At 73.5% G+C, this 17,195-nt stretch carries 17 protein-coding genes; 3 read left to right on the forward strand and 14 right to left on the reverse strand.

What is annotated here, in order from left to right; genetic code table 11:
• Nucleotides 1-19 precede the first annotated feature (19 nt).
• Together BCD49_RS16805 and BCD49_RS16810 are read right to left on the reverse strand one after the other, a co-directional pair.
• Complete coding sequence (locus BCD49_RS16805; RefSeq protein ID WP_007514271.1) at nucleotides 20-415, reverse strand: DoxX family protein; 396 nt, start codon at nucleotides 413-415, stop codon at nucleotides 20-22.
• Between the two features lie 57 nt (nucleotides 416-472).
• Nucleotides 473-844 carry a nuclear transport factor 2 family protein gene (locus tag BCD49_RS16810; RefSeq protein WP_007514272.1) on the reverse strand — a complete coding sequence of 124 codons (372 nt, stop codon included), beginning with the start codon at nucleotides 842-844 and terminating at the stop codon, nucleotides 473-475.
• Nucleotides 845-1,464: 620 nt separating this feature from the next.
• Here BCD49_RS16810 and BCD49_RS16815 point away from each other — a divergent pair.
• Nucleotides 1,465-1,734: a GlsB/YeaQ/YmgE family stress response membrane protein gene (locus BCD49_RS16815; protein WP_007514273.1), complete on the forward strand. Its 270-nt coding sequence runs from the start codon at nucleotides 1,465-1,467 to the stop codon at nucleotides 1,732-1,734.
• Between the two features lie 123 nt (nucleotides 1,735-1,857).
• Here BCD49_RS16815 and BCD49_RS16820 read toward each other — a convergent pair whose 3' ends face one another.
• From BCD49_RS16820 to BCD49_RS16835, 4 genes are all read right to left on the reverse strand, one after another.
• Nucleotides 1,858-2,325: a nuclear transport factor 2 family protein gene (locus tag BCD49_RS16820; RefSeq protein WP_007514274.1), complete on the reverse strand. Its 468-nt coding sequence runs from the start codon at nucleotides 2,323-2,325 to the stop codon at nucleotides 1,858-1,860.
• A 193-nt stretch (nucleotides 2,326-2,518) separates the two neighbouring features.
• Entirely contained in the window at nucleotides 2,519-3,739 is a 1,221-nt protein-coding gene (locus BCD49_RS16825) for a cytochrome P450 (protein WP_007514275.1), read from the reverse strand.
• Nucleotides 3,740-3,805: 66 nt separating this feature from the next.
• The gene (locus tag BCD49_RS16830) at nucleotides 3,806-4,261 is read right to left on the reverse strand and encodes a nuclear transport factor 2 family protein (protein ID WP_007514276.1); all 456 of its coding nucleotides are present in this window, start codon (nucleotides 4,259-4,261) and stop codon (nucleotides 3,806-3,808) included.
• Between the two features lie 233 nt (nucleotides 4,262-4,494).
• Nucleotides 4,495-5,154: a DedA family protein gene (locus tag BCD49_RS16835; RefSeq protein WP_071041655.1), complete on the reverse strand. Its 660-nt coding sequence runs from the start codon at nucleotides 5,152-5,154 to the stop codon at nucleotides 4,495-4,497.
• 333 nt (nucleotides 5,155-5,487) lie between these two features.
• On the opposite strand from BCD49_RS16835, the gene BCD49_RS16840 reads away from it, so the two are divergent.
• Nucleotides 5,488-6,462 (forward strand): aldo/keto reductase, encoded by a 975-nt coding sequence (locus tag BCD49_RS16840; RefSeq protein ID WP_007514278.1) that lies wholly within the window; start codon nucleotides 5,488-5,490, stop codon nucleotides 6,460-6,462.
• 144 nt (nucleotides 6,463-6,606) lie between these two features.
• Here the strand turns inward: BCD49_RS16840 and BCD49_RS16845 are convergent, their stop codons facing one another.
• On the reverse strand, nucleotides 6,607-7,446 hold the full coding sequence (locus BCD49_RS16845; protein WP_071041656.1) for an alpha/beta hydrolase: 840 nt from the start codon (nucleotides 7,444-7,446) through the stop codon (nucleotides 6,607-6,609).
• A 324-nt stretch (nucleotides 7,447-7,770) separates the two neighbouring features.
• Between BCD49_RS16845 and BCD49_RS16850 the strand changes: the two genes are divergently transcribed.
• Nucleotides 7,771-8,376: a TetR family transcriptional regulator gene (locus tag BCD49_RS16850; protein WP_007514280.1), complete on the forward strand. Its 606-nt coding sequence runs from the start codon at nucleotides 7,771-7,773 to the stop codon at nucleotides 8,374-8,376.
• Between the two features lie 136 nt (nucleotides 8,377-8,512).
• Here BCD49_RS16850 and BCD49_RS16855 read toward each other — a convergent pair whose 3' ends face one another.
• The 7 genes from BCD49_RS16855 to BCD49_RS16885 form a co-directional block, all read right to left on the reverse strand.
• Nucleotides 8,513-9,325 (reverse strand): MBL fold metallo-hydrolase, encoded by an 813-nt coding sequence (locus BCD49_RS16855; protein WP_007514281.1) that lies wholly within the window; start codon nucleotides 9,323-9,325, stop codon nucleotides 8,513-8,515.
• 201 nt (nucleotides 9,326-9,526) lie between these two features.
• The gene (locus BCD49_RS16860; protein WP_158072949.1) at nucleotides 9,527-12,790 is read right to left on the reverse strand and encodes a helix-turn-helix transcriptional regulator; all 3,264 of its coding nucleotides are present in this window, start codon (nucleotides 12,788-12,790) and stop codon (nucleotides 9,527-9,529) included.
• A gap of 193 nt (nucleotides 12,791-12,983) precedes the next feature.
• On the reverse strand, nucleotides 12,984-13,997 hold the full coding sequence (locus BCD49_RS16865; protein ID WP_071041657.1) for an SDR family NAD(P)-dependent oxidoreductase: 1,014 nt from the start codon (nucleotides 13,995-13,997) through the stop codon (nucleotides 12,984-12,986).
• Between the two features lie 281 nt (nucleotides 13,998-14,278).
• Complete coding sequence (locus BCD49_RS16870) at nucleotides 14,279-15,427, reverse strand: nucleotide disphospho-sugar-binding domain-containing protein (RefSeq protein ID WP_007514285.1); 1,149 nt, start codon at nucleotides 15,425-15,427, stop codon at nucleotides 14,279-14,281.
• 138 nt (nucleotides 15,428-15,565) lie between these two features.
• The gene (locus BCD49_RS16875) at nucleotides 15,566-15,895 is read right to left on the reverse strand and encodes an antibiotic biosynthesis monooxygenase family protein (RefSeq protein WP_007514286.1); all 330 of its coding nucleotides are present in this window, start codon (nucleotides 15,893-15,895) and stop codon (nucleotides 15,566-15,568) included.
• Entirely contained in the window at nucleotides 15,892-16,359 is a 468-nt protein-coding gene (locus tag BCD49_RS16880; protein WP_007514287.1) for an antibiotic biosynthesis monooxygenase family protein, read from the reverse strand. Before BCD49_RS16880 ends, BCD49_RS16875 begins: the two co-directional genes overlap by 4 nt.
• The gene (locus BCD49_RS16885) at nucleotides 16,359-17,093 is read right to left on the reverse strand and encodes an SDR family NAD(P)-dependent oxidoreductase (protein ID WP_007514288.1); all 735 of its coding nucleotides are present in this window, start codon (nucleotides 17,091-17,093) and stop codon (nucleotides 16,359-16,361) included. The genes BCD49_RS16880 and BCD49_RS16885 overlap by 1 nt, the downstream gene beginning before the upstream one ends.
• Nucleotides 17,094-17,195: the final 102 nt, after the last annotated feature.

The following is a 17,195-nucleotide window of genomic DNA, read 5'->3' on the forward strand; positions in this document are numbered from 1 at the left end:
CGACCGCCGCCGAGACGGTCTACGAGGCCCGGCGGGCGGACAGCGCGGCGCGCAGCATCGGGATCTGCAGCGGCATCCGGGCCCAGGCCAGCGCGGCCAACGCGACGGCCCGCGGCTGGCCGTCGTCCTCGCGGGCCCGGCTGGTGGCGTCCAGCGCCATCTGCAGGTTGCCCGGCCACACGCCCAGGAGCACCGCGGCACTCGCCGGGCCCGCCCAGGACGCCTTCGTCAGCAGCCCCACCGCGCAGACCAGCTCGGCGACGCCGCTGACGTAGACGATCTCACGAGGGCGCGGCAGCGCCCGCGGTATCAGAGGCTCGAAGAAGGAGGGGCGCACCAGGTGCACCGCTCCACTGACCAGGAACGCCCCGGCCACCAACGAGGGGCTCGGCCGGGTGAACCGCTCGGCATTCATGCGGATATCGAACCACCGCGAGCCGCCACACGCGCTCGGCCGGTGAGCCGCGACCTTCTAGGCCGCGGGTGCGGGGACGCGGTCGAGGAAGCCGATCACGGAGCGGATGCGGCCGTCGGGGTCGAGGGTGAGCACGTCGAAGCCGGCGACCGGCGCGGAGCCGTCGGCGCCGACCAGCTCCCAGCCGAAGCGGGCGACGTCGTGGTGGCCGTCGACGGTGCCGGACAACCGGAACCGGTGTCCCGGGAACTGCGCCTGGACGGCGCCGATGAGGCCGAAGATCTCCCGGTGGCCGGTGACGCTAGCCAGCGGGTCGGTGTAAGCGCCGTCGTCAGCCCACGCCACGGCGACAGCCGCCGCGGTTCCCGACGGCTCGGTCGCGTTCCAGGCGGCGAGGTATCGCTCGACGGCTGTCTCGTGCGCACTCATGGCGGTCTCCCCACTGCTTCCAGGAAATGCCACCGGAAATCTCCCGGGTTCCTGGCCGGACGTTCCGGCACGGCAACCATCTCCCGGTTCGGGAAACGGGTCGATTACCACCCGGGTAATGGCCAGGGCCGGGGCAGGACGCGTGGCGGCCGGGTGGGCTCGCCGCCGAATCACCCGGCTCGGCGGACATCCGGGATGGGGTCGCCGGGCGTCGTCACGCGCAGGGCGGGCGTGGCCGCCGGGCGCCCTCGCCGGGCGTCGTCGCCGCGCGTGGCCGCCGGGCGTCGTCGCCGCGCGTCGTCGCCGCGCGTCGTCGCCGGCGCGGGCGGTTGGCCGCGATCGGATCGCGTGTGACCTCGCCGACCGCGGATGGTTGCCCACCAGGATCGCGCGCACACGGAGCATCACCACCGGGCTGGCGCGCCGTCACCCGCCGAGAACATGCGGCGATATTGGACGGTTCCCCGTCTCCCGAAGGTGCCGTCAGACCTGCATAAAGCCCGGTTGGTCGCCAGATTGATACCGATGCCTCCCGGTGCGCCGGGAGAAGGCGGTACTCTGCCGCTTCACACCTTGCCTTCCGAGGTGTTCGGGGCTACGCACGAAACGAGGGCACCACCGTGTTCCAAATCATCTGGATCGTGATCGCCGGTCTGGTCATCGGCGTTCTGGCGCGCGCGGTGCTGCGCGGGCGGCAGCACCTGCCGGTGTGGCTGACCATCGTCGCCGGCATCATCGGCGCGCTGATCGGCAACGTCATCGCCAGCGCGATCAACGTCCGGGACACCGGCGGCGTCGACTGGGTCCGTCACATTCTCCAGATCGCCGTGGCCGCCGTCGCGATCGTCATCCTGCAGCCCATCTGGAGGTCCCGCTCCAGCCGCAGGTAGCCGCGAACCGTTGACCGCCATGGCGGCGTCCTCCCCAGGGGAGGACGCCGCTTTCGCGTCTACGGCCGCGGACGGGCGCCGCCCATGTCCGCGGAGGCCGGCGGAGGCCGCCAGCGGCCGGGCCTACGCGTCCGCCCAGTCGGGGCTGTCGATGCCGTGGACGGGCGACTCGAGGCCGCGGTCGGGCCAGGCGACGATCCCGTCGCCGGTGACGAACCGGCAGACGCAGCCCGCTATCCGCCAACCGTCGGCGGTCCGGACCAGCTCGTCGCGGTAGAAGGTATGGCGCAGCGCGCCGCTGTGCCGGTTGACGAACAAGGCGTTGCGGACGGTGCGTATCCGGTCTGGCCCGTCGGCCTCGATGACCGGCGGCCCGGCCATGTGCAGGCCGCGCTGGGTCCCCTTGAACAGCCGGCGCAGGTCGTCGTGGCCACGGTACGTACGCCCGTCCACGTCGTAGACGGCGTCCGGGGTGAACAGAGCCACCCAGCCCTCGACGTCGACGATGTCGAGCAGCACGCAGTAGCGCGCGAGCAGGCCGGTGATGGCCAGTTGGTCCGCCGCTAACGGCTCCTCAGGAGAGTCGGCCACATTCGCTCCCGTCCACGAGGTGTGGCCGGCGCACCGACACTCCACCCGACACCCGAACCGACACCCGACCCGCCCGGCACTCGACCAACTTGTGAGCTGCGTCACGTCAGTGTAGACCGTCTGGCGCACCCCCGCCCCGCCTTTCCACGCCGAAGTCTCAGGCGGGTGGCCGACCTGGGCCGTCGCGGCCGACCTACCGCCGGCCGCCGAGCGGGGCGGCGGGGGTGAAGCGGACGGGCATGGACTCGATGCCGGAGACGAAGTTGGCGGCACGGCGAGGCAGCGGGGCGGGTGCGGCGAGCTCCAGATCGGGCAGCCGGGCCAGCAGGCGGGTGAACATGGTCGTCAGCTCGTGGCGGGCCAGCTGGTTGCCGAGACAGAAGTGCGTGCCGAAACCGAACGCCAGATGGTCGTTGGACGCGCGGGTGACGTCGAAGCGCTCGGGATCCTCGAAGATCCTCTCGTCGAAGTTGGCCGACTCGTAGAGCAGCAGCATCTGCTGGCCGGCCTTGAGCTCGGCGCCGTACCAGGCCTCGTCGGCGACGACGGTGCGGCACATGTTCTTCACCGGCGAGACCCAGCGCAGCATCTCCTCGACCGCGGCCGGGATCCGCTCGGGTTCGGCGGCGAGCAGGTCCCGCTGGTCGGGATGCAGCAGCAGGGCCTCCATCCCGCCGGACAGCACGTGACGGGTGGTCTCGTCACCGCCAATGAGGATCAGCAGCGACTCGCCGTACACCTCCTGGTCGGCGAGCCGGTCGCCGTCGATCTCGGCGTGCACGAGGACGCTGACGAGGTCGTCCGTCGGCTCGGCCTTACGCTGCTCGACGACGCGGGTGATGTGCTCGGTCCAGCCGGCGAACGCCTCTCCCGAGCGGGCGAGCTGCTCGGCGGACACGTGGGCGTCGAGCGCGCTCAGCATGTCGTCGGACCAGCGCAGCAGCGTCGCCCGGTCCTCGGGGGCGACGCCGAGCATGTCGCCGATCACGATCATCGGCAGCGGGGCGGCGAGGTCACGGACGAAGTCGCACTCCCCCGCCTCGCAGACCTGGTCGATCAGCAGGTCGCAGACTCCGGTGAGGTACTCGTGCCGCGAGCCGACCCGGCGCGGGGTGAAGCCCTTGTTCCCCAGCTTGCGGCGCTTGGTGTGCTCCGGGTCGTCCATGTCGATCATGTGGGGGATGGCGCCGGTGCGCGGCCGGGAGCCGCCGGCGCTGGAGAAACGGCGCGGGTTCCGCTCGGCCTCCAGCACGGCCGCGTAGCTGGCCACGCCCCACAGGCCGCTGTGCTCGTCGAAGAAGACCGGCTCGTTGGCCCGCAGCCAGGCGTATACGGCATGCGGGTCGCCGTGGTCGCCGGCGTAGAAATGGCCGTCGAGCAGGTTGAGGTCGGGCCGCACGGCCGGAGCTGTCATCGGGCGCCCTTCGGGTTCGGGCCGAGTCGGGCGCCGCGCGCCCGACAGCCAGGCGGGTGGGAGCGGTCAGGCCAGGCCGGTGGCGTCGAAGACCCAGGACAGGTCGCCGGCGGCCATGCTCTCCTGCCAGCCGGGCGGGGCCGCCGCCATCAACGTGTTCATGTCCCAGTAGTCGCGCCAGAGGACGATCACACCGTCGACGACGCGCTGGATGGACACGAACGGGAGAGTGACCTTCTCCCCCGTCGGCCAGCCCCAGTGCTCCTCGTGCTCGGTGACGACGAGGTCTCCCTCGGCCACGAACCGCGAGTCGCCGTGGCTGTACTCGGACAGCCCGGCCAGTCCCATCCTGAGCCGGGCCTCGATGCTCTCCGGCCCGCGGGCCGCCGCCGCGGCCGTCGTCGGCACGTCGTAGTAGATCGACTCCGGCCCGAAGAAGCCTCGGATGCGCGGCCAGTCCCGCGCGTACAACGCCTCCCAGAACGCGGCCGCGACCTCCCGAGGAGCCGCCGAGTCACCCATCCCGTCCTCCTGTGACCTCATGAGGCGCATACGGTCACGGCCACGAGCACGCGGAGCGCGCCGGCGAACCGGTGACCGGCGTCACAAGCCGCCCACTTTGTTTACTTTATACATAGCCCAGCCGGCGATCAACACGCTTCGACATCTCCGGCGGCGTCGAGGGATCGCCGACCGGGATGGGTGCTGACCTCCGCCTGGCCGAGGAAGCGACCAGGCGAAGGCGCCGGGCGTTCCTACGCCATCTGGTCGGAGATCGGCTCGTCGGCGACGGGCTCGCCCGAGGCGGRCTCGGCCGTGGCGGCCGCGCGGCGGCGCTTGACGTGGCGGGCGGCGAGGATGATCAGGGCGACCGCGACGACCGCGGCGATGATGTAGGACGGACCATGGAAGGCGTTGGCGATCTTCTCCCAGTGATCACCGACGGCATAGCCGGCGATGCCGAGGGCGGCGGTCCACGGGATGCAGCCGAGGGTCGTGTAGACGCCGAAGCGCAGTGGGGGCATCGCCGCGATGCCGGCAGGCAGGGAGATGAAGGTGCGGATGACCGGCAGCAGCCGGCCGACGAGCACCGACGCCGCGCCGCGCCGCTCGAACCACCGCTCAGCCTTCTCCAGGTCGTGTTCGCGCAGGAAGACGTAGCGACCGAAGCGGCGGATCACGGCCGGTCCGCCGAAACGGCCGACCGCCCAGGCGACGTAACTGCCGACGACGTTGCCGACGACACCGGCGATGATGACCAGCACCAGGCTGGGATGCGCGTCCTCGATCGCCCCGGCCGCCAGCGCACCGCCGATCAGCATGATCACCTCAGAGGGGATCGGGACGCAGGCGGACTCGAGGGCCATCAGCAGGAAGACCGCGAGGACCCCGTGGTTGGCGATGAAGTGCTGCACGGGTGCGTTCGCCTCTCCTGAGAGCAGTGGATCGAGAACTCGTGTCGTCGCCCGCCCGCCCGAGGGCGACGCGCGCGGCGCGGGTCGCGCCGACGGGCAGGCGGCGGACCGCGAACTGGGTCAGCGTACGGGTCTCGGAACAGCGAACGAGAAAGCGGGTCGGCACATCCCCGCGGGCTCGGCCGGGACGCCGTCGGTGCCGGGCGCCGGCCGGTCGACGCCAGCCGGGTCCGCCTCGGCCGGGCCCGCTGCCAGCACGGTCTACGCCAACAGGGTCTACGCCAGCAGGTCTGCGCCTCGAGGCCGGCACCGGCGGCTCCTAGGATCGCCGGCATGGAGCGACGAGTTCTGGGGCGGACGGGGCGGCCGGTGTCGGTCGTCGGGCTGGGCACCTGGCAACTGGGAGCCGACTGGGGGAACGTCGACGAGGACGGCGCGCTCGACGTGCTGGCGGCGGCCACCGAGGCGGGTGTCACGCTGTTCGACACCGCCGACGTCTACGGCGACGGGCGCAGCGAGCAGCTCATCGGCCGGTTCCTGCGGGAGCATCCCGGGTCGGGCGTGGTGGTGGCCACGAAGATGGGCCGCCGGCTCGCGCAGGTGCCGGAGAACTACGTACTCGCCAACTTCCGCGAGTGGAACGACCGGTCCCGGCGCAACCTCGGGGTCGACCGGCTCGATCTCGTCCAGCTGCACTGCCCCCCGACCTCGGTCATCACGGGCGGCGAGGTGTACGACGCGCTCGACACGATGGTCGAGGAGGGACGGATCGCGAGCTACGGGGTGAGCGTGGAGACCGTCGCGGAGGGGCTCGCCGCCGTCAGCCGGCCAAACGTCGCCAGTGTCCAGATCATCCTCAATGCCTTCCGGCAGAAGCCGCTGGAGGAGTTCCTGCCCGCGGCGCTCGCCGCCGGGGTCGGCGTGCTCGCCCGCGTCCCGCTCGCCTCCGGCCTGCTGTCCGGGCGCTACGACGAGAACACCGTCTTCGACCCGTCCGACCACCGCGCCTTCAACCGGCACGGCGAGGCGTTCGACGTCGGCGAGACGTTCGCCGGGGTGGACTACCAGGTCGGGGTCGAGGCGGCACGTGAGTTCGCGGCGCTGTCCGGCCACCCGGCCCGACTGGCGCTGCGCTGGGTGATCGACCAGCCGGGCGTCACCACCGTCATCCCCGGGGCCCGCAACCGGGCGCAGGTCGCCGACAACGTCGCGGCCGCGGCCGCCCCGCCACTCGACGCCGCGACGGCCGCCGCCGTCCGCGACCTTTACGACCGCCGCATCCGCGGCCTCGTCCACCACCGCTGGTAGCCGACGCCCCGGGAGACCGGGTGGGCCGGACCTCCACGTGTGACGGCCGGCCCCGCGGCCGGGTGCCCGGCGCGCCAGCATCGGGCACCGGGCCACCGTTACTCGGCCGGAGTCGCCCGGCCGCGGCCGGTTGACCGGAGCCGGTCAACCGCCGACCGGCGCCGTAGCCTCACCCTTTGCGTGCGCGACCGCCCAGGTCAGGGCGAAGTCGGCGATCTCCTCCCACCCTTCCTGAGCGGGCAGCAGGTGCGCGTAGCCCGGGTACTCCTTCACCTCGGTGACAGTGGCGGTCGACTTGTAGTGCTTGGCGTTCGACCGCTGGACCGCCGGCGGCATGATGTGGTCCTCACCGCCTGAGATGAACAGCAGCGGGGCGCGGTCGTCGTTCTTGTAGTCGACCCAGGCGTCGTGGTGGCCGGGCTCGAAGTTCGCCAGGACGCCGTTCCACACGATCCCGCCAGGAGCCGGGATGGCGTAGCGCTCGTACATCCGCAGCGACTCCTCCTCGGTGAACGTGTTGGTGAACGCGTACCGGAACTGCTCGTGGGTGAACCCGACCGCCTTGTGCCGGTTCGCCGGGTTCTTCAGCACCGGCAGGGTCGAGCGCAGCTGGGACAGCGGCGCGACGAGCACGCCCTCGGTCGGCGCCGAGTTGAGGGCGACCCCGGCGGCCCCGTAGCCGCGGTCGAGAAGGATCTGGGTGAGGGCACCGCCCGCCGAGTGCCCGATCAGGATCGGCGGCGTCGGGAGCGCGCCGATGACGGCAGAGAGATGGTCGACGACCTGGCGCAGCGTCAGGTCGTCCATGATGCTCGGGTCCGCGTTGATCGCCTCGACCTCGATCTCGAAGCCGGGGTACGCCGGCGCGACCACCGTGTACCCCTGGCTCTCGTACCGCTCGACCCAGTGCTCCCAGCTACGGGGTGTGACCCACRGGCCGTGGATGAGAACAATCGTGTCGGGCTTTCCCGTGTCAGCGCTCATGGATGTCACGGTAGGAACCACGTCGTCGGGCTCGCTTCCGTCGGATGACTACAGCGCGGTAGAGGAAGTTCGGCGGTTACCCGGGCACGCGCGACCGGGCGTCAGTCAGATGACACAAGTCGCGGAGCCTCGGCTCTGGCGCTCTGACGCCCTGACGCCCTGGCGCCCAGGGGCGCGGCCGGCGCGGCACGCGACCCGGGGGCGAGGGTCGCCGCCGCCCGGCCGCCGCCGCCCGGCCACCGAGGGCGACGGCGGCACTGTCGCGGCCGAGCACTGGACTTTTGGGCGGAAGTGTCGGGGCGCGGTGCGGCATTATGCAGTGCCATGAGCGCCGAGACCCTCGAGCACCGTCCGAACGGATGGGAGCTACGGCGCGAGCGCGTCGCCCGACAGCTGGAACGCACGGCGCTGACGCTGTTCGCGAGCGAGGCGCCGCAGGACGTGACGGTCGAGCGGATCGCCGCGGCCGCCGGGATCTCGATGCGCACGTTCTTCCGCTACTTCGCGAGCCGCGACGAGGTGCTCGCCTCGCTCCCGCGCAGCCTGATCGAGCTGCTGTGCGCCCGGGTCCGCGCCCGTCCGCCGCACGAGTCGCTGGTCGAGGCGTTCTCGGCCGCCGTCCGGGAGACGAACCACGAGCGTGAGGGCGACCGTGAGTTGCTGCTCACCTGGGGCCTCGCGGTGCACCGCTCGCCGGAGACCGTCATGCTGGCGCTGGCCCGCGGCACCGTCAGCACCTCCGCGGCCTTCCAGGCCGCGGTCACCGCCCGCCTGGGCGTCGGCCCCGACGACCCGCGTGCCGGCGCCTACGCCGCCGCCCTGTCCGGCGTGGTCAGCTACGGCTTCGAGCGCTGGGTCGCCCACGGCGGCACCGACTCCCTGTCCGCGACCCTCCTCGACGCCCTCGCCACCCTCCCCGACCTGCACTGACCGCGCCCGCGCGGCGAACCGTGGCCGATGGTCGACCGCGCGTACACGACCATCGACCACAGTTGGTGATCAGGACTGGGATCGCGGTCGACCATGGTGTCCCTGGAGTCGATGATCGGCCASGGTTCGCCGGTCGTCAGACCATCGCGTCGACGGGCTCGCCGAACGGCAGCCAGCGGACGCGGTCACGCAGGTCCACCGGGGCGCTGGCAAGGGTCCGCTCGACGTCCGCGCGGCCCTGCTTGAAGTGCCGCCAGCCCTCGTAGTGGACCGGGAAGGCGACGGCCGGCTCGGTGAGGCGCAGCAGCGTGACCGCCTCCCGGGCGGTCATGCTGTAGTGCACCGGGCCGGTCAGCGAGAAGCGCACGCAGCCCAGGTGAAGAAGCATCGCGCCGATCCGGAAGCGCTCGGCGACCTGGCGCACGCCCTTGAAGAGCACGGTGTCCCCGGTCACCCACAGCACGCCATCCCGCTGGCCCTCCCAACGCAGCGCGAACCCGATCACATGGCCGGCGACCGGGCGGGACAGCGGCGGGCCGTGGCGCGCCGGCGTGGCAGTGATCTCGATCGTGGTCCGGCCGGGTGCCTCCAGCCGCGTGACCTCCCACGGGGCCAGGCCCCGTGCGGTGACCGCGCCGCCGCTGCCGGCCGCGAGGCGGCGGGCGCCGGGCACCGTCGTGACGACGGTGCCGACGGACGGGAGCAGCGCGCGCCCGGCGTCGTCGAGGTTGTCGCCGTGGTGGTCGTGGCTGAGCAGGACGGCGTCGACGGGGCCGAGGTCGGCGGCGGACAGGGCCGGGCCGGCGAGCTTGCGTGACGACGTGCCCAGGCCGAATGGGTAGACGCGGCCGGGCGGGTCGAACGTCGGGTCCACGAGCAGCCGCCAGCCGGCCGCCTCGATCAGCACCGTCGGTCCGCCGATATGGGTGATACGGATCTTGTCGCTCATGCGGGTCCTCGCCTTCCGGGCTACGGCGGCGTGTCGGTGCCGGCGTCGCGCACCCGTCCCGCCGGTCGGCGCGCACGGCCAGGCCTGGACGCCGATGCCGCGTCAGCGTCGCAGGTAGGAGCCGTTCCGCTCATCTGTCATCTGACTCGGCCGATCACCCAGCGGCCCACGGAGTCGCCGACCGCCGACCCCAGGCCTCGCCTACTCGGCGTCCACGGCGTGGGCGGCGAGCGCGTCGCGCAGGGCCGCTCTGGAGGTGATGCCCAGCTTCGGGAAGATCCGGTAGAGGTGGGCACTGACGCCGCGGTGCCCGACGCCGAGCCGCTCGCCGATCTGCCGGTTGGTCAGCCCGGTCGCCGCGAGGTGGGCGATCTGGAGCTCATGGGGAGTCAGCGACTCCGGCCGACCCGTGTGAGGCCGGTGGTCGGCGACACCACCGCCCGCGGGCACGGCGTGACGCGGCGATGGGACCGTCACCCCGGCGGCCCGCAGCTCGCCTCGGGCGCGCGCCGCCCAGGGCAGGGCACCGAGCCGGTCGAACGTCTCGAGCGCGGCGTGCAGCGGACGGCGCGCCCGTGTGACCTCCCGCTCTCGCCGCAGCCATTCGCCATAGCCGAGCAGCAACCGTGCGTGATCGAACGGCCATTGGTCGGCCCGCGGCGCGGCGAGCGCGGACTCGTAGCAGGTCCGCGCCGCCGCGGAGCGCTCGGCCGCGGCCACCTGGGCGCGCGCCCCGGCGACCAGCAGGGCGAGCCGCGGCGAGATGGCCGGCAGGTCCGCGGCGGTGGCCACGGCGACATGCGCCCGCGCCTCCTGGAGCCGCCCGGTGCGCACCGCTGCCTCGACCAGGTCGCCGACGGTCCACAGCGCCTGCGGGACATAGGAGGCCAGCACCCCCGGCGGACTGATCCGGGCGGCGTGAGCGTACGCCTCCTCGTAGTCGCCCTGGCCGATCGAGACCAGAGCGCGGATGTGCGAGCCGAGTGTCAGGTGCGCCAGCAGCCGGCGCGGCTGCGCCCAGGCGGTGATCGCGTCGCTCCTCGCCACCGCCGCGGTGACGTCGCCGCGGGCCGCGGCGACCGCGGCGAGCACATAGCGGAAGCGGGACGAGAACAGCTGGTAGCCATGCGCGTCGGCCAGTGCCAGGCCCTCGCCCGCGTCGGCCACCGCCTCGTCCCACCGACCGCGCAGGTAGTGGTCGAAACAGAGGAAGGTCAGCCCGCCCACCACGTGGACAACCGCGCCGCCGTCGCGTTCCCGCTCGACCATCCGCCGGCACAGGTCGGCGTACTCGCCAAGCGCGTCGACATACTGCGCCGCGAGGCAGAGCCGCAGGACCAGCCTGGGTACCGGGTCGAAGGGCAGTGCCGCCGCGAGCTCCCGCAGCCGCTCCCGGGCGCCGTGCGCGGTGTTGGCGGGATCTCCGAGCGCGTCGTGACAGACCAGGGTGAGCCCTCCGAGCACTCCGGGGAGGCGGCGCCGGGCGGCGGCGAAGGTCTCCCACAGCTCGGCCCGGCCGCCGTGAGCGCACACGACGAGCAGCATGCTGGCGGTCTCGTCGGCCCAGTCGTCGGCGGCGGCGGTGGCGGTGGCCGTGGCAGCGGTGCCGTCGGCGGTGGCAGTGGCGGCGGACACGGTCGCGGCGTCGAGCGCGGCGCCCAACAGCCGATGGGCGGTGTCGACGTCACCGAGGCGGAAGGCGAGCAGGCCGGCCTCGGTAGCCGCGCCGTGGGTTGACCGGGAGGCAGCGCCTGCCCGATCAGCCGGCCAGAGCGGGCCGTAACCGGGCTGGCCGGCGGCCCCGACGACGGCCTGCGGGCGCTGCGTGTCCGTCGGTCCGGCCGGCCCCGGCGAGTCGGGCGGGACGAACGGGCCCAAGGCCGCGCCGGCGTCGTCGGCGGCGACGACGCCCGCGGCGGCGGGATGCAGCCGGCGAGCGTCGGCGAGCAGCTCGTCGGCCATGTCGAGCCGCCCGCAGTTGCTGGCGTGGTAGGCCGCCTCGGCGAGGCGGCGGGCGCGGTCGACTGGCGTGGGGGTGAGACCGACGGACCGCAGCAGGATGCGAATGGCCTCCGCCGCGTTGCCGCGGCGCGCGGTCCGCCGCGCGGACTCCTCCAGCGCGGCCGCGATCCGCTCGTCCTGCCCGACGGCGGCCTCCGCGAGGTGCCAGGGCCGCCGGTCCGAGTCGACGGGAAGCTCCCGGGCCAGTCGGCGATGCGCGTCGCGGCGCTCCGGGACGGACGACATCTGTACGACCGCCGACCGGATCAGCGGGTGCAGGAAGGCTACCCGCCCGGTGCTGGGGTCGGGGCGGACCAGGCCCGCACGCTCCGCCGGCGCCAGGTCGTCGACCGTCGCGGCGACCGCGGGTCGACCGGGCCCGGCGGCCTCGGCACCATCGACACCAGCGCCATCAACACCAATGCCATCAGCACCAGCGCCATCAGCACCAGCGCCGCGTGCGCAGGGTTCGCCCCTCACGACGGCGAGCAGAGTGCCCAGCTCGGCGACGGGCTCGAGCGCGGCGCCCAGGAGCAGCGCGCGGGTGACGGCCGGCAGGCCCCGCAGCCGGACGGCGAACGCGGCCTGGAGCCGGGCACTCATCGGCAGCTGCGGCGGCATCAGGTCACGGCCAGCGCGCTGCGCCGGGGTGAGCAGGGTCGGCAGCTCACGCAGCGCCAGCGGGTTGCCAGCCGCGTCGGTCAGCAGTCGTTCGCGGGCGGCCGGCGCGAGCCCCGGATGGTGGGAGTCGAGCAGCACCCCCGCCGCCTCGTCGGGCAGTGGCGTGACCGGCAGCTCGGGCAGGCCGATCTGGTCGAAGACGGTCCCACCGGACGGGCGCGCCGCCGTCAGGAAGAGGACCGGATGCCCGGTGATCCGACGGGCGACGAAGCCGAGCACGGTCGCGCTGGCACCGTCGATCCAGGAGACATCGTCCACCAGCAGGAGCAACGGCTGGAGGCGCGTCGCGGTGACGAGCAGCGCGAGCGCCCCGGCCGCCACCACCAGCGGGTCCAGGTACGGCCCGTCGGCCTGGCCCAGCACCTGGTCGATCGCGGTGCGCTGCCGCTCCGGCAGGCCGCCCACCAGGTGCCGCAGCGGGAACAGGAGCTGGTGCAGCGCGGACAGCCCGATCTCGGCCTCGAACTCGACGCCCGAGACGCGCAGCACGCATACCCCGGCCGCCGCGGCCCGTGCGGCGGCCTTGTCCAGCAGCGCGGTCTTGCCGATTCCCGGCTCCCCACGCAGCATCCAGGCGGCGCCGGACGTGCCCAGGCCGGCGAGCAGCATGTCGACCAGTTCGAGCGCCTCGGCCCGGCCGAGCAGCTCGCCGTCCGCTGCCCGCCGCGGACTCGAGTCAGGCGGCGGGCCGACTGGTGCTGGCGAGTCACCGCCGGCGGGGACCTCCGGCCAGTGCGCGCCGGGCGAGCCGCTGTCAGGGCCGGCGAGGTCAGACCCAGCCACGGTGACCACCCCCCGTTCCGCGGTGTCGGTCCTGGCCCGGCATCTACCAACGGGCCGCCGCGCGTTCGGGCACACCGCCCGAAACGCCACCATGATCGTAGGCACGGGCCCGCCGCGGCCACAACGCGACGGCTACGACGGCGCGGACGTCACAAGTCGGCGGACGCACTCCTTCAAGGAAGACGGACAGAGCCTAGGAGCCGACCATCGCGGCGGAGACGTCCCAGAGACGGGCGGCGCTCTGCGGGTCGAGAGCGTGGGGGGCGACGCCGAAGCGGTCGCCAGGACCGGCGACCGTGGCCTCGCCGCAGTCCTCGAAGTACCGGCCGCCGACGCCCTMGAGCAGCGGGGAGACCGCGACCAGGACGGAGGTCGCCGCGCCCTGCGCGACGCTCTTGGGAGCGCCCGGCTTGCGCGCCGCGTACCCGGTGCCGCCTGCGGGCTCGCCACCCGCGGAGCCAGCGGCCTCCTTGGCGGCCACGGCGGCGGCGGAGCCGATGCTGATCCGCTTCAGCTCCTCGCGGGAGAGGTAGCGGCCGAGGTTGGTCGCGATGGTACCGGGGTGCACGGCGTTGGCGGTGATGCCGTCGTCGGCCCAGCGGCGGGTCGCCTCGACGGCGAACAGCACGTTCGCCGTCTTCGACTGGCCGTAGGCGACCCACGGGTTGTACTCGCTGGTCGTGAAGTGGATGTCGTCGAAGAGCACCGGCGAGCGCAGGTGCGCGGCGGAGCTCACGGCCACGACCCGGGCGCCGCCGGCCGCCGCGAGCGCGCCGCGCAGGCCGGTGGCGAGCGTGAAGTGGCCCAGGTGGTTGGTGGCGAACTGGCGCTCCCAGCCCTCGGCGGTGCGGACGAGCGGCGAGGCCATGATCCCGGCGTTGTTGACCAGGAGGTGCAGCGGGCCGGCCCAGGCGGCGACGAACGCGCGCACGGAGGCCTGCTCGGTGAGGTCGAGCGGGGCGACGGTGACGTCGCTGTTCCCGGTGGCCGCGACGAGGTCGGCGGCGGTGCGCTCCCCCGCGGCGACGTCGCGGACCGCCAGGGTGACGGCGGCACCCGCGCCGGCGAGCGCCCGCGCGGTCTCCGTGCCGATGCCGGAGGACGCGCCGGTGACGACGGCGCGCCGGCCGCCGAGGTCCACCCCGGCCACGACCTCGGCCGCGGTCGACGCCGCGCCGAAGGGGGTCACAATCCTCGTTGGCGTCATCGCCCGTCCCGTCCGTCTCGTCCGCGCGCTCCGACGGGCCCGGCCAGTCATGCGACAGGCCCGCGGCGAGATCCCCCGCCCGGGCGACGACCCTAGACGCGCCCGCCGTCCCAGCGCAACTCGTTCTCGCTGGTCAGCAGGCGCTATTCAGTTGGCGAGAGCACCACTCTCGCGGAGGTGTGTCGGGCGGAGCGGTCGCCCGGGGCGTCGCCGCCCCGGGCCGGAACCAGCATGGAATCAACCAGGTCACGCCAAGCGGAACCAGCGTGGCAGCGGCCAGGTCAGCCGGTGGTGAGCTCGGCCAGGGTCGAGGCGACCTGCGCGGGCGAGGGCATGTCGGCGATCTGCGCGGCCACGCCCTTCGCCTTCTCGGCGTAGCCGGGATCGTCGAGCAGCTCCCGGGCCTCGACGAGCACCGCCTCGGCATTCAGCCGGTCGGGCATCAGCAGCCGGCCCGCGCCGATCCCGGCGAGGGTGAACGAGTTGACGAACTGGTCGGAGCTCTGCGGCAGCGCCAGCTGCGGCACGCCATGGGCCAGCGCGGTCAGCAGCGAGCCCGACCCGCCGTGGTGGACGAGCAGGTCGCAGGCGGGCAGCACCAGCGACAGCGGCTGCCAGCCGACGTCGAGCACCCCGTCCGGCAGCTCGCCGAGGCGCTCGGCGAAGGCCGGCTCCACCCCGACGACGACCTCCGCGCCGAGCGCGGGCAGGCCGGCGGCGAGCTCGCCGAGCACGGCGACGAAGTCGCGGAACCGCATGTGCGGCACCAGGCTGCCGAAGGTCAGCAGGATGCGCGGCCCGCTCCGCTTCGCCAGCGCCCAGTCGGGCAGGACGCCCGGGCCGTTGTAGGGCACGTACCGCGACGGCAGGCCGTCGGGGTCCTCGTCGCCGGCGATGCTCGCCGGGGCGACCTTCACCACCGCGTCCGGCTCCGGCAGGCCGTCGAGGCCGAGCTCGGCGAGTTCGCCGGCCAGCTCCTGGGCGGTGAACGGCAGGCTGCGCGGCAGCGAGGTGATGCCCCAGTTGTGGCGCACCCAGGGGATGCCGCGCAGGGCGGCGACCAGCGGGCCGGCGATCTCGCTCGGCTCGGCGACGACCAGGTCGGGGCGCCAGCCATCGATGATCGCCTCGGTCGCCGGCAGGGTGCGGGCCGCGAGCCGGCCCCACGCCTTGCCGCCGGAGACCATCAGCTCGTCCGGGGTCGCCGGCGGCGGCACCGGCCGGCCCTCGCGGTCCACCATCATGATCTCGGTGAGGCCGAGYGGCGGCCCGGTGACGGCGACCGGGAGACCGGCGGAGGTGACCGCGTCGACCAGGCTCGCCGGCGTGGCGACCAGGACCTCGTGACCCGCGGAGCGGAAGGCGTGCGCGAGCGGGACCATCGGGTAGAAGTGGCCGTGCATCGGAACGGTGGTGAACAGCACCCTCATTGGGTTCCCCCTTGTAGATCGGTGGTGGTCAGCTCCCCGCGCGGGCGGGGCGGGCGCGCCGCGGCACGGGGACGAGCGCGCGGCGTCGTGATGGATGGCCAGGCTGGTGAACCGGCGGGATGCCGGCCAGCGGGCGGGTCAGATGGTGACGTCCGTGAGCCGGCCGGTAGCACCGTAGGCGGCGACCTCCTCGTAGATCACCGGCCGGCGGTCGGGGTCGTGCAGGGAGCGCAGCGGTGACGTGGTGGGCTTGTGCCTGGCGTCCTGCTCCCAGGCGACGAAGTCGGCCATGTTGGTCCACTCGCTGACGACGACGAACCGGCTGGGGTCGTGGATCGAGCGCATCAGGTGGTTGCCGAGCAGGCCAGGGGTGCCGACCAGCTCCGCACTGATCTGGTGGTAGACCTCCTCGACGGCCTCCGGCCTGTCCTCCGGCGCGGCGGCCCAGATCATGACTCGGACCTTCATGCGGCACCCACCGGCGTGCGCAGCGACTCCACGGCGGGGGTCTCGGCCTCGGTCGCCGTCGGGGCGGTGGCCGGGGCCGGGGCCGGGGCCGCGCCCGCGGCGCCGGGCAGGTAGGCCAGCAGGGCACCGCTGACCATGGAGCCGCGGGCCCGCAGCGGGTGCAGGATCTTCCGGTGCTCCAGGTGGCCAGGGGTGGCCTCGAACTCGCGGAACAGCCGCTCGTTCACCCAGTCGCTCACGATGTAGTAGGTGCTCGGCTCGTCGGCCGAGCGGACGAGCCACTGCCCGAGGTTCGCCGGGTGGCCGGTGACGCCGTCACCGATGCGCAGCCAGGTCCGCTCGAACTCCTCCTCGCGCCCCGGGTGGATGTGCATGGTCAGCATCACCCGGAACGGCAGGTCCGCGGCGGGTGGCCCCGCGCCGGGGCCCTCCGTCATCTCGGCGTCGTAGTCGCTTCTGGCCATCAGATACCTCCATCGACTGAGTAGTTGGCGCCGTTGACGTAGCTGGAGACGTCGCTGGCGAGGAACAGCACGACCGCCGCGACCTCCTCGGACGTGCCGAGGCGGCCAAGCGGGATCCGGCTGACGTAGCCCTGGCGGACCGCGTCGGGCATCCCGTTCGCGTGGTCGGTCTCGGTGATGCCGGGAGTGACCAGGTTGACCCGGATCCCCCGGGCGCCGAGCTCCTTGGCCAGGGACCGGGTCAGGCCGATCAGTCCCGCCTTCGCCGCCGTGTAGTGCGCGCGCAGCGGCACCCCGACGACGCTGCCGGAGCCGACGTTGACGACCGCGCCGGAGTCGCCCAGCAAGGGCAGCGCCCCCTGGGTGACCAGGTGGGTGACGGTCAGGTTGGTGGTGAGGACGGCGTTCCACTCGTCGAGCGGAAGCCGGTCGTAGGGGACATGGCTGATCGTGCCGACGTTGTTGACGACGATGTCGAGGCCGCCGAGGTGCGCGCCGGTCGCGTCGAGCAGCGCGGTGATCGCGGCCGGGTCGGCCGCCTCGGCGATCATGACCAGGTGGTTGCCCCCGGTCTCCTTCAGCTCGCGGCGCAGGCTCTCGGCCGCTTCACTCTCCTGTTGGTGACTGACGACGACGTGGGCGCCGGCACGTGCCAGGCCGAGGGCGACCGCGCGGCCGATGCCACGGGTCCCGCCGGTCACCAGCGCGCGCTTGCCAGCCAGGTCGGCGAACATTGGGCTCCTTGTCTCGGGGTCTGCGTCTGAGGCTGTGGAGAGTGCTCAGCCAGTCGTTGTCGGTCGGGCCGGTCGGGCCGGTCGGGCCGGGTGGTGCGAGGT

The organism is Pseudofrankia sp. EUN1h, assembly GCF_001854645.1.
Lineage (GTDB): Bacteria > Actinomycetota > Actinomycetes > Frankiales > Frankiaceae > Pseudofrankia > Pseudofrankia saprophytica.